The 12,367-nt window shown below is 63.5% G+C and carries 10 protein-coding genes; 3 read left to right on the top strand and 7 right to left on the bottom strand.

All coding sequences use genetic code 11. The features are described 5' to 3' along the window. Nucleotides 1-283: 283 nt before the first annotated feature. On the bottom strand, nt 284-1,603 hold the full coding sequence (locus B3397_RS16675) for an ATP-binding protein (protein WP_296252104.1): 1,320 nt from the start codon (nt 1,601-1,603) through the stop codon (nt 284-286). Continuing rightward, nucleotides 1,600-2,283, bottom strand: coding sequence for a response regulator (locus B3397_RS16670; protein ID WP_296252102.1), 684 nt, complete (start codon nt 2,281-2,283; stop codon nt 1,600-1,602). Before B3397_RS16670 ends, B3397_RS16675 begins: the two co-directional genes overlap by 4 nt. Before the next feature lie 231 nt (nt 2,284-2,514). On the opposite strand from B3397_RS16670, the gene B3397_RS16665 reads away from it, so the two are divergent. Beyond that, nucleotides 2,515-3,324 (top strand): TlpA family protein disulfide reductase, encoded by an 810-nt coding sequence (locus tag B3397_RS16665; RefSeq protein ID WP_296252101.1) that lies wholly within the window; start codon nt 2,515-2,517, stop codon nt 3,322-3,324. Nucleotides 3,325-3,495: 171 nt separating this feature from the next. Here B3397_RS16665 and asd read toward each other — a convergent pair whose 3' ends face one another. The 5 genes from asd to leuC all read right to left on the bottom strand — a co-directional run bounded on the left by asd (nt 3,496) and on the right by leuC (nt 8,923). Further along, nucleotides 3,496-4,608, bottom strand: a complete 1,113-nt coding sequence (gene asd / locus B3397_RS16660; protein ID WP_296252099.1) for an aspartate-semialdehyde dehydrogenase — start codon at nt 4,606-4,608, stop codon at nt 3,496-3,498. Between the two features lie 69 nt (nt 4,609-4,677). After that, nucleotides 4,678-5,760: a 3-isopropylmalate dehydrogenase gene (gene leuB / locus B3397_RS16655; RefSeq protein WP_296252097.1), complete on the bottom strand. Its 1,083-nt coding sequence runs from the start codon at nt 5,758-5,760 to the stop codon at nt 4,678-4,680. Nucleotides 5,761-5,814: 54 nt separating this feature from the next. Beyond that, nucleotides 5,815-6,573 carry a class I SAM-dependent methyltransferase gene (locus B3397_RS16650; protein ID WP_296252095.1) on the bottom strand — a complete coding sequence of 253 codons (759 nt, stop codon included), beginning with the start codon at nt 6,571-6,573 and terminating at the stop codon, nt 5,815-5,817. Nucleotides 6,574-6,851: 278 nt separating this feature from the next. Further along, nucleotides 6,852-7,493, bottom strand: coding sequence for a 3-isopropylmalate dehydratase small subunit (gene leuD, locus B3397_RS16645; protein WP_296252092.1), 642 nt, complete (start codon nt 7,491-7,493; stop codon nt 6,852-6,854). Next, a complete protein-coding gene (gene leuC, locus B3397_RS16640; RefSeq protein WP_296252090.1) occupies nt 7,490-8,923 on the bottom strand; it encodes a 3-isopropylmalate dehydratase large subunit in 1,434 nt (477 codons plus the stop codon). Before leuC ends, leuD begins: the two co-directional genes overlap by 4 nt. Nucleotides 8,924-9,058: 135 nt before the next feature. On the opposite strand from leuC, the gene B3397_RS16635 reads away from it, so the two are divergent. Both B3397_RS16635 and B3397_RS16630 read left to right on the top strand, forming a co-directional pair. Next, nucleotides 9,059-9,943 (top strand): LysR family transcriptional regulator, encoded by an 885-nt coding sequence (locus tag B3397_RS16635; protein ID WP_296252089.1) that lies wholly within the window; start codon nt 9,059-9,061, stop codon nt 9,941-9,943. A 68-nt stretch (nt 9,944-10,011) separates the two neighbouring features. Next, nucleotides 10,012-12,201 (top strand): putative bifunctional diguanylate cyclase/phosphodiesterase, encoded by a 2,190-nt coding sequence (locus B3397_RS16630; protein WP_296252087.1) that lies wholly within the window; start codon nt 10,012-10,014, stop codon nt 12,199-12,201. Nucleotides 12,202-12,367: the final 166 nt, after the last annotated feature.

Genomic DNA, 12,367 nt, shown 5'->3' with positions numbered 1-12,367 from the left:
CCTCCCGAGGGAAAAGGGAGGGAAGCAGCACCGAAAGCCGCGTCCCGGCCGGCCACGAAATCGGCGCCGTATGGCCCCCTCACCCAGCCCTCTCCCTGAGGGAGAGGGAGCGGAGCGGCGGCGTACGCCGCTTCCCGGCACTACGCGATATCAGCAGAGCATGGAGAGGCCTGTAGCAGCGGCGTAAGCCGCGTCCTCGGCACACCGCGGAATCAGCGGCGCATGGTCCCCTCACCCCAGCCCTCTCCCTGAGGGAGAGGGAGCGAAGCGGCACTGGACCGCGTCACTGCAGCGGCACTTTGAGGATGACGTGCAGGCCATTCGGGGTGTTGTTGAAGTGCAGGGTGCCGGCGCAGCGCTGGACGATGGCTTGGACGATCGCCAGCCCAAGCCCGCAGCCGGGGCTGGTGGTGCTGCGCCAGAAGCGTTCGGTCAGGTGCTGCAGATCCTGGGCATCGATGCCGGGGCCGAAATCGCGCACGGTGAAACACACGAAACCGGGTTCTGCCGCCAGCGTCAGTTGAACGGGCGCATCGGCGGGGCTGTGGCGCAAAGCGTTATCCAGCAGATTGCGCAGGGCAACCACCGCCAGGGTCGAGGGCATGCCCAATGGGGTCGATGGAACATCGTCCAGCACATGCAGTTCGATACCCCGCCGATCGCCGTGGCTGGCGTCCTGAATCGCCCAGTCAGCCACCTGCCGTGCATCGCACTGCACGCCGTCGTCGAACGACAGGCTGCCCTCGACGCGCGCCAGCAGCAGCAACTGCTCCAGAGTACGATGCAAACGGTCCGCCCCCTGTTCGGCATGGTCCAGGGCCTGTTCGTGGGTGGCGCCTGCGGTCATCCGGGCCACTTGCAGGTGGGTTTTGATCGCCGTCAGCGGGCTGCGCAGCTCATGCGCCGCATCTCCGGTCAGGCGGCGCTCGCGCTCAAGGGTACGGCCGATACGCAGGAACAACTGGTTCTGGGTTTCCAGCAAGGGCTGCAGCTCGCTGGGCAAGGCCTTGACCTGCAAAGGCTCAAGGGAGTCCACACTGCGTTTACGCAAGGCGTCGCGCATGCGGTTCAGCGGCGCCAGGCCTTTGCCGATCCCCACCCAGAGCATGGCGATACTGCCCAACAAGGCCACCAGCACCGGCGCCGACGCGGCCAGCAGCACCGAGCGGTTCAACGCTTCGCGCTCCAGTTGGCGGTCGGCGGTGGTGATCCGCACATCGCCACGGGCCAGGGTGAAGCTGCGCCAGTGCTCACCGTCGATCTGCTGGTCGTGGAAGCCACTGCGTTGGTCATCCAATACCTGATCCGCAGTGCTGTGGCTGCGCGCCAGGATCTCTCCGCGCAACGAACTGACCTGGCAGGCAATGCCGTCGGGGATGCTCAATTGATCGGCGCTGAAGCGAGTGTCTTCGCCCTTGCCCGACAGCGGCTGCGGCAGCTGGTCGACCAGCCCGGCCACCATCCGCGCCGATGCCACCAGGCGTTGGTCCAGCGAGAACATCATCTGGTTTTGCAGGTCGCGGAACATCCAGGTCGCGGCGAGCGCCCAGATCACCACGAAGGCGCCCCCCAGAATCAGGCTCAAACGCAGGCGCAAGCTCATCGCTGGATGTCTTCAGGGGCTTGCGCACGCCCCAGTCGATAGCCCAGGCCGCGTACGGTCTCGACGATGCCGTTGCCCAGCTTGCGCCGCAGATGATGGATGTGCACGTTCAGGGCATTGCTTTCCACTTCGTCACTGAAGCCATAGACGCTGTCCTTGAGTTGCTCGCTGGACAGCACCCGCCCACGGTTGTGAAGCAAGGCCTGAAGCAGAGCCTGCTCACGCCGGGACAGGTCCACGACCGTGTCTGCCAGCCACGTTTGGCGGGTGCTGGGGTCGTGCTTGAGCGGGCCATGCTCGATGATATTCAAGGTGCGGCCTGCGACCCGGCGTTGCAGGGTATGCAGTCGCGCGCACAGTTCGCGCAGATCGAAAGGCTTGAGCAGGTAGTCGTCGGCGCCGGCCTGCAGGCCGGCCACGCGGTCGCTGACACTGTCGCGGGCGGTGAGCACCAGCACCGGCAACACCTCGCCGCGCTGGCGCAGGCGCTGCAACAGTTTGATGCCGTCTTCGTCCGGCAGGCCCAGGTCGAGCACCATGACGTCGAAGCTGGCGGCCTGGAGCATGGCCTGCGCGGCCGATGCGGTGGCGACGCGGTCGACATTCAGGCCCTGGGCGTTGAGGCCGGCGACGATGCCGCTGGCGATCAGGTCATCGTCTTCGCAAAGCAGTACATGCATGGCGGTGCTCGGGAGGTCAAAGGGGTGAAGCATGGTGGGCGGTGGTTAAGGCAATATTATGCCCTTGTTGGCGCAGAGAGCGCCGTACGCAATGTGCGGTTAGCCCCCTCTCCCTGAGGGCTATCCGGGAAGGATGCGGTGAGGGGACCCGACGCCACCGAGCTCGGCTTAACCACCCGTTAACCCAGTCGGCGGCATACTCACCAGCAAACCCCACAAGGCAATTTGCCGATGCTCAGCCTTTCCATTGGGCCTTTTGCCCTTTCGCTCAGTCACCTGTTGCTACTGGCCAGCCTTGGCTTGGCAACCCTGGTCGGCTGGCTGACCGCTCGACGCTGGCAGGCCGCCAATCCCGAAGCCACCCTCCTGCACCTCTTGCTACTTGGCCTGATAGTGGCCCGGGCAGCCTTCGTGGTCCGCTACTGGACACAATACCGAGATGACCTCTGGCAAATTCCCGACATCCGCGATGGTGGTTTCCTGTTCTGGCCGGGCCTGATCGCGGTGGTGCTGGCCGCAGCCGTGCAGGCGTGGCGCCGGCCGGCCGGTCGACGCCCGCTGATGGCTGGGTTGACCAGTGGCTTGCTGTTATGGGGGCTAGGTAGCCTGGCGAACCAGTTGCATACCCAGCAAGGGCAATTGCCCGAAGTGGCGTTGAGCGACGCTGCCGGAGAAACAGTGTCACTGCGCCGGTTTGCCGGGCAGCCACTGGTGGTGAATCTGTGGGCCACCTGGTGCCCACCGTGTCGGCGAGAGATGCCGGTGCTGGTGCAGGCGCAGGAACGTTATCCGCAGGTGCGGTTCCTGTTCGTCAACCAGGGTGAAACGCCGCAGACCGTGGCGGGGTTCGCCGGGGCGAGTGGGCTGGACCTGACGCAGGTGCTGTTCGACGCCCAGGGAGCGTTGGGCCGAAGCATTGGGTCGGTAGCGTTGCCGACCACGTTGTTCTACAGCGCGGAGGGCAGATTGGTGGGGCATCACCTGGGCGAGTTATCGTCAGCGAGCCTGGATCATGCGCTGGAGGTGTTTCGCCAGCCATGAAAAAACCCGTCCTGGTGGCCCAGGACGGGTTTTGCGGTGCACTGTCGGACGCCATCGCGGGCAGAGCCCGCTCCCACAGTGGTGGCTCATGACTTGGGGTCAGACTCAGATCCTGAACCGGGGCGGCTCATGACCTCAGGCAGGCTGAGGTCCTGAGCAAACCCGGTGAGATCAGCGTTCCAACAAGATCCGCAACATGCGGCGCAGCGGCTCTGCGGCGCCCCACAGCAACTGGTCGCCTACGGTAAAGGCGCCCAGGTACTGCGAGCCCATGTTCAGCTTGCGCAGACGCCCGACCGGAATGTTCAGCGTGCCGGTGACCTTGGTAGGGGTCAGTTCCTGCATGCTCAGTTCACGCTGGTTCGGCACCAGTTTCACCCAAGGGTTGTGCTGGCTGATCAAGCCTTCGATGTCGGCCATCGGCACATCCTTGTTCAGCTTGATGGTCAGCGCCTGGCTGTGGCAGCGCATGGCACCAATGCGCACGCAGATGCCGTCCACCGGGATCGGGCTCTTGAAGCGACCGAGAATCTTGTTGGTTTCGGCCTGGGCCTTCCACTCTTCACGGCTCTGGCCGTTAGGCAGTTCCTTGTCGATGTAGGGGATCAGACTGCCAGCCAGCGGCACGCCGAAGTTCTCGGTAGGGAACGCTTCACCGCGCATGGCTTCGGCCACCTTGCGGTCGATGTCCAGGATGGCGCTGGCCGGGTTGGCCAGGTCATCGGCCACTGCGGCCTGGGTCGCGCCCATCTGCTTGATCAGCTCGCGCATGTTCTGCGCGCCGGCGCCGGAAGCCGCCTGGTAGGTCATGGCGCTCATCCACTCCACCAGGCCCGCTTCGAACAGGCCGCCCAAACCCATCAGCATCAGGCTGACGGTGCAGTTGCCACCGATGTAGTTCTTGGTGCCGGCGTCGAGCTGCTGGTCGATGACCTTGCGGTTGACCGGGTCCAGCACGATCACGGCGTCGTCCTGCATGCGCAGGCTGGACGCGGCGTCGATCCAGTAACCCTGCCAGCCGGCTTCACGCAGCTTGGGGAATACCTCGCTGGTGTAGTCGCCGCCCTGGCAGGTCAGAATCACGTCGAGGGTTTTCAACTCTTCAATGCTGTAGGCGTCCTTGAGCGGGGCAATGTCCTTGCCCACCGCAGGGCCTTGGCCGCCAACGTTGGAAGTGGTGAAAAACACCGGCTCGATAAGATCGAAGTCCTGCTCTTCCAGCATCCGCTGCATGAGCACGGAACCGACCATACCGCGCCAACCGATCAGACCTACACGTTTCATCGCAACTACACCTTCTTGAAAAAGTGGGCCGCTGCTTTCGAGGGTGAAAGTGGCAGCGGGCCCAAGAGATTACAGATTCCGCAGCGCGGCGACTACTGCATCGCCCATTTCCTGCGTACCGACCCGAGCATTGCCTTCGGACCAGATATCACCTGTGCGCAAACCTTGATCCAGCACCAGGCTGACGGCCTTTTCGATGGCATCGGCGGCGGCGTGCTGGTTGAAGCTGTAACGCAGCATCATCGACACCGACAGGATGGTCGCCAACGGGTTGGCAATGCCCTGCCCGGCGATGTCCGGCGCCGAGCCATGGCAAGGCTCGTACATGCCCTTGTTGTTGGCGTCCAGCGACGCCGACGGCAGCATGCCGATGGAGCCGGTGAGCATCGAGGCTTCGTCGGAGAGGATGTCGCCGAACATGTTATCGGTGACCATGACGTCGAACTGCTTGGGCGCACGCACCAGTTGCATGGCGGCGTTGTCGACGTACATGTGGCTGAGCTCGACCTCGGGGTAGTCCTTGCCGATCTCTTCAGCCACTTCGCGCCACAGTTGGCTGGACGCCAGCACGTTGGCCTTGTCCACCGAACACAGCTTCTTGCCACGTACCTGGGCCATGTCGAAGCCCACACGCACGATGCGGCGGATCTCGCTTTCGCTGTACGGCAGGGTGTCATAGGCCTGGCGCTCGCCGCCTTCCAGCTCGCGGGTACCGCGGGGTGCACCGAAGTAGATGCCGCCGGTCAATTCGCGAACGATGAGGATATCCAGGCCGGCAACGATTTCCGGCTTGAGGCTCGACGCATCGGCCAGCTGCGGATAGAGGATGGCCGGACGCAGGTTGGCGAACAGGCCCAACTGCGAGCGGATCTTCAGCAAGCCGCGCTCTGGGCGGATATCGCGTTCGATCTTGTCCCATTTCGGGCCACCCACGGCGCCCAGCAACACAGCGTCGGCCGCGCGGGCGCGTTCCAGGGTCTCGTCTGCCAGGGGCACACCGTGCTTGTCGATGGCGGCGCCACCGATCACGTCGTGGCCCAGCTCGAAGCCCAGCTGGAACTTGTCGTTGGCCAGCTCCAGCACTTTTACCGCTTCGGCCATGATTTCCGGGCCAATACCGTCGCCTGGGAGAATCAGAATCTGCTTGCTCATGCTTTCCTCATTCTTGGAGTGCGGCGCGCCCCTGGGCACGCCGGAAATAAACGCTTAACGCTGGGCCCACAGCACCACCACATCGGTGCTGAACGAGCCATTGTCGTCGATCTGGTAATACTCGCGCACTTCGGCGCCCATCGCCTGCTGCAACTGCCGGATGGCAGCACGCATTACCTCGGGAGTTCGCATGCGCTCGACCCAGGAGCTGTACTCCAGGCGCAACCGCTGGCGGCTATGGCCACGCACCTGGAGCCCCGCTTCGTTGACCTGGCTCAACCACTCACCGGCACTGTAATCGCGCACGTGGCTGGTGTCGCGCAGCACTTCGACGCTCTGCAGGTAAGTGTCCAGCAACGGGCTGCCGGGGGACATGACGTCGATGAAACAGGCCACGCCACCGGGCTTGAGCACTCGGCGCACTTCGCGCAGGGCCAGGCCCAGATCGCTCCAGTGATGGGCCGAGTAGCGGCTGAACACATAGTCGAACTCGCCGTCGGCGAAGGGCAGTTGCTCAGCGGCGCCGTGTTGGGTGCTGATGTTGCCCAGGCCCCGCTCGCTGGCGGCGCTGGCGACGACTTCGAGCATCTGCTGGGACAGGTCGTAGGCCACTACCTGCTTGACCCATGGCGCGCAGTGGAAACTGACGTGGCCAGCACCGCAACCCAGGTCCAACAGTCGCGCGTCGGCCTGGCCGGCCAGTTCGGCCTGCAGCAGGGCGAATTCGGTGCCTTGTGCGTGAACCGCGCTGTTCAGGTAGGCAGCGGCCTGTTCGCCGAATTGTTGTTGCACGACTTGGGTGTGCTGGGTCATGAGGTGGCTTCCTTTTGCCGGGGTTTTGTGGTGGCTGCGGGGGGCGCCTTCGCGGCTTTGACGCCGCTCCTACAGGGGGCTGTGCCGGCTTTTTCGCGGGCAGAGCCCGCTCCCACAGGGATCGTCGTTGCATCCCGCATGTGTGGAGTGTGCTGGAGTGGCCTCAGCTTGGGCCGGGCCTGCTTCCAGAGGAACGTGCTACCACGCAAATCCCTGTGGGAGCGGGCTCTGCCCGCGAAGGGGCCGGCCCTGCTGACATCAATCCACCAATCCATCCATCAATCGCGAAACAACCACGGCTGGCTCGCCCGGTGCCTGGCTTCGAAGGTCGCGATGGCATCGCCGTCTTGCAGGGTCAGGCCGATATCGTCCAGGCCATTCAACAGGCAATGCTTGCGAAATTCGTCGATCTCGAAGCTGTAGACTTTGCCGCTCGGGCTGGTCACGGTCTGGTCCTGCAGGTCCACGGTCAACTGGTACCCCGGTGCCGCCTCGACTTCCTTGAACAATTCGTCCACCTCCTCATCACTGAGGATGATCGGCAACAGGCCGTTCTTGAAACTGTTGTTGAAGAAGATGTCGGCGTAGCTCGGTGCGATCACCGTGCGAAAACCGTATTCGTCCAAAGCCCACGGCGCGTGCTCGCGGCTGGAGCCGCAACCGAAGTTCTCCCGGGCCAGCAGCACGCTGGCGCCTTGATAACGTTCGTGATTGAGCACGAAATCCTTGTTCAGGGGACGCTTGGAGTTGTCCTGGTAGGGCTGGCCCACGTCCAGGTAGCGCCACTCGTCGAACAGGTTGGGGCCGAAGCCTGTGCGCTTGATCGACTTCAGAAATTGCTTGGGAATGATCTGGTCGGTATCGACGTTGGCACGGTCCAGCGGCGCCACCAGGCCTACATGTTTGGTAAAAGCTTTCATGCTGCATTCCCCTGGATCAATTCACGAACGTCGACGAAACGACCGACGACTGCCGCGGCGGCGGCCATGGCCGGGCTGACCAGGTGCGTACGCCCACCGGCGCCCTGACGGCCCTCGAAGTTACGGTTGGAGGTAGAGGCGCAGTGCTCGCCCGACTCGAGTCGGTCCGGATTCATCGCCAGGCACATGGAGCAGCCGGGCTCACGCCATTCGAAACCCGCTTCGAGGAATATCTTGTCCAGCCCCTCGCGCTCGGCCTGTTCCTTCACCAGGCCGGAGCCCGGCACCACGATGGCCTGCTTGATGGTCGAGGCGACCTTGCGGCCCTTGGCGATCACGGCAGCGGCGCGCAAATCCTCGATACGCGAGTTGGTGCACGAACCGATGAATACCCGATCGAGCTGGATGTCGGTGATGGCCTGATTGGCGGTCAGCCCCATGTATTTCAGGGCACGCTCGATGGAGCCACGTTTGACCAGGTCCGTTTCACGGGCAGGGTCCGGCACGTTCTGGTCGACCGCCAGGACCATTTCCGGGGATGTGCCCCAACTGACCTGCGGCTTGATCTGGGCAGCGTCGAGCTTGACCACGGTGTCGAACCTGGCGTCGTCGTCCGACACCAGCCCTTTCCAGGCCTCGACGGCCTTGTCCCAGTTCTCGCCACTGGGCGCGAAGGGACGACCCTTGACGTAGGCGATGGTCTTCTCGTCCGCGGCCACCAGGCCCACGCGGGCACCGGCTTCGATGGACATGTTGCAGATGGTCATGCGCCCTTCCACCGAGAGATCACGGATCGCGCTGCCGGCGAATTCCATGGCATGGCCGTTGCCCCCGGCGGTACCGATCTTGCCGATCACCGCCAGCACGATGTCCTTGGCGGTGACGCCGAAGGGCAAGGTGCCTTCGACCAGCACCTGCATGTTCTTCATTTTCTTGGCGACCAGGCACTGGGTGGCCAGCACGTGCTCCACTTCGGAGGTGCCGATACCGTGGGCCAGGGCACCGAATGCACCGTGGGTAGAGGTGTGGGAGTCGCCGCAGACCACGGTCATGCCCGGCAAGGTGGCGCCTTGTTCCGGGCCGATCACGTGGACGATGCCCTGGCGGACGTCGTTCATCTTGAATTCGGTGATGCCGTACTCATCGCAGTTGTCGTCCAGGGTCTGCACCTGCAGGCGCGACACCTGGTCGGCGATGGCTTCGATGCCGCCCTTGCGCTCTGGGGTGGTGGGGACGTTGTGATCGGGGGTCGCGATGTTTGCGTCGATGCGCCAAGGCTTGCGGCCGGCCAGACGCAGGCCTTCGAACGCTTGCGGCGAGGTCACTTCGTGAATGATGTGACGGTCGATGTAGATCAGCGCCGAGCCATCGTCGCGCTGCTTGACCAAATGTGCATCCCAGAGCTTGTCGTAGAGCGTTTTGCCGGCCATCAGACGGTTCCTCATCAGTCTTTCTATCTTTCTATGCCAATAACCGCTTGGCTTGTAGGGATGATGCTATGGGGTTATCTTGAATAACTCAAATTCATAATTTTCATGCTTTGGATAACCAACAGGAATCCATGAATGGATCTGGCCAACCTCAATGCTTTTATAGCCATCGCCGAGATCGGCAGCTTTTCCGGCGCAGGGGAACGGCTGCACCTGACCCAGCCGGCCATCAGCAAACGAATCGCCGGCCTGGAGCAGCAACTCGACGTACGCCTGTTCGATCGACTGGGTCGCGAGGTCAATCTGACCGAGGCCGGACGCGCCCTGCTGCCCCGTGCGTATCAGATACTCAATGTGCTGGACGATACCCGCCGGGCGCTGACCAATCTGTCGGGCGAGGTGACCGGCCGTCTGACATTGGCCACCAGTCACCACATTGGTCTGCATCGCCTGCCGCCCCTGCTGCGCACCTTCACCCGCCTATATCCTGCGGTGGCGCTGGACATCCAGTTCCTCGATTCGGAAGTGGCCTACGAGGAAATCCTCCACGGCAGGGCCGAGCTGGCCGTCATTACCCTGGCCCCCGAGCCTCATCATCTGGTGCGTTCGGTGCCGGTATGGGACGACCCGCTGGACTTCGTCGCCGCCCCGGAACACCCGCTGGCGCTGGAGCCGTCGGTGCAGCTGACCGACATTGCCCATCACCCGGCGGTGTTTCCGGGGGGCAATACCTTTACCCATCACATCGTCAGCCGCCTGTTCGAAGCACAAGGCCTGAGTCCCAACATCGCCATGAGCACCAACTACCTGGAGACCATAAAAATGATGGTGTCCATCGGCCTGGCCTGGAGCGTGTTGCCGCGCACCATGCTCGATGACCAGGTGGCCCGCTTCCAGTTGCCGGGCATACAACTCAGTCGCCAGCTAGGCTACATCCTGCACACGGAAAGAACCCTGTCGAACGCCGCGCGAGCCTTCATGGCATTGCTCGACGCCCAGGCTCAGGTCGAGGCGGTCTGAACGAACCATCGGCGCTGGGCGCAATCTCTACAACAAGGACGCTTCACTCACCAAAAGGTTTGGTACCGATGCTCAAGCCCGCCCCTGGTACCCCACGCCTGCCCCGCATCCGCGCCGCCGACCCGGCGCAATCGGAACAGAGCTGGGAAAGCGCGCCGCATTTGCTGGCGGCGCTCAATGCCGCTGACCTCGGTGCCTGGTTCTGGGACATCGACAGCGGCATCATCAGTTGGTCCCGGGGGACCCAGGCGCTGTTCGGCTTCGACCCCAGCCAGCCGCTCCCCCAGGATCTGGAATACCTGGACCTGCTGCCCCGGGAAGACCGCGCCCGCACCATCAAGGCTTTCCAGGCGGTGGTGCGCGGCGAGCCCAGCGAAAAAGCCATGCGTCACCGTATTCGCTGGCCCGACGGCAGCCTGCACTGGCTGGAAATCAACGGCAGCCTGATGCGTGACAAACACGGGCGCCCGCAGATGGTCGGCGTGGTCCGGGAGATCACCCGGCAGCGCGAGCGGGAAACCGCGCTGATCAACTCGGAAAAGCGCTTCGCCACCCTCTTCCACCTCAGCCCGCATGTGGTGCTGCTCACGCGGCGCGAAGACGGCCTGATCATCGAGGTCAACAAGGCCTTCGAAAAGATGTTTGGCTGGAGCGCCGAACAGATCATTGGCAAGACCACCCTGGAACTGGGCCTCTGGACAGACCCCGAGCAGCGCCAGCGAATCATGGCGGCGACCCATGCCAGCGGCGAGCCCTATTCCATCGAGCTGCAGATGCGCGTCAGCAACGGCCGCATCCATCAAGGCCTGCTGCGCACCCAGAACATCGAGATGCAGGGGGTGCTCTACCTGCTCAGCACCTTTACCGACGAGGGCGAACGCAAGGATGCCGAACAGGCGCTGGAGAAACGCGAGGTCGCCCTGAAGAACGCCGAAGCGCAGGTCCGACACCTGGCCTATCACGATGCGCTGACCAACCTGCCGAATCGTGCCTTGCTGATGGATCGGCTGAGCCAACAGATAGCCCTGCTCAAGCGCCACAACTTGCGCGGCGCCTTGTTGTTCCTGGATCTGGACCATTTCAAGCACATCAACGACTCCCTTGGGCATCCGGTGGGCGACGCCGTGCTCAAGGTCATGACGGCCCGCCTGGAAGCCAGTGTCCGCCTGGAAGACACCGTGGCACGCCTTGGCGGCGATGAGTTCGTGGTGCTGCTCAGCGGCCTGGAGGGCAGCCGCGCCCATGTGACCGAGAAGGTCCGGGAATTGGCCGACACCCTGCGCGAGTTGTTGGCCGAACCCATGTCGCTGGACGGCCATCGCCTGCAGGTGACGCCCAGCATTGGCGTGGCACTGATTCCTGACCATGGCTCGACCCCGGCCGACCTGCTCAAACGCGCCGACATCGCCCTCTATCGGGCCAAGGATTCGGGCCGCAACACCACCGAGTTGTTCCATACCACCATGCAGAAAGCCGCCAGCGAGCGGCTGCGTATGGAGAACGACCTGCGCATGGCCGTTGCGCGTGGGCAGTTGAGCCTGCATTACCAACCGCAGATCGATGCCCGCGGCGGGCTGATCGTCGGCGCCGAAGCGTTGCTGCGCTGGCACCACCCACTGCTGGGCCAGCAGTCCCCTGCACAGTTCATCCAGGTGCTGGAAGAGAGCGGCATGATCCTGGAGGTGGGCGGCTGGATCCTCGATCGTGCTTGTGCCGACTGCGCCAGCTTGCTGGCCGCAGGCTTGATCGATCCGGACCGCTTCAGCCTCTGCGTGAACATCAGCCCTCGACAGTTCCGCCAGGCCGACTTCGTCGAGCGCATCGCCCGCAGCCTGCAACGCCACGCGCTGCCTTGCCAACTGCTGAAGCTGGAGGTGACCGAAGGGATCGTCATCCAGAACCTGGAGGACACCATCAGCAAGATGCTGGCGCTGAAAAGCATGGGCGTAAGTTTCGCCATGGACGATTTCGGCACGGGGTATTCATCCCTGACGTACCTGAAGCGGCTACCCGTGGACACCCTGAAGATCGATCAGTCGTTCGTGCGAGATTCGACCACCGACCCCAACGACGCCGAAATCATCCGCGCCATCCTGGCCATGGCCCGCAGCCTGGGGCTGACGGTGATTGCCGAGGGGGTGGAGCTGTCGGAGCAACTGACGTTTCTGCAGGGGGTGGGGTGTCATTTGTATCAGGGCTATCTGTACAGCCGGGCGGTGGCGTTGGCCGAGTTTCGGGAGATGTTGGTGGAGGGGTAGGTTTGGGGATTTGTGGGGGATGGTCCCCTCACCCCAGCCCTCTCCCTGGGGGAGAGGGAGCTAAAAGCCGAGGATATCGGCAGCACCGCGCACGGCCCCCTCTCCCTCAGGGAGAGGGCTGGTGTGAGGGGACCATCCACCACACATCCCAAACCGAACTCAAACC

Source organism: Pseudomonas sp. UBA4194, assembly GCF_002379585.1.
Lineage (GTDB): Bacteria > Pseudomonadota > Gammaproteobacteria > Pseudomonadales > Pseudomonadaceae > Aquipseudomonas.
Note: the sequence above shows the minus strand (reverse complement) of the source record. Positions and strands in the feature narration are given on the sequence as shown.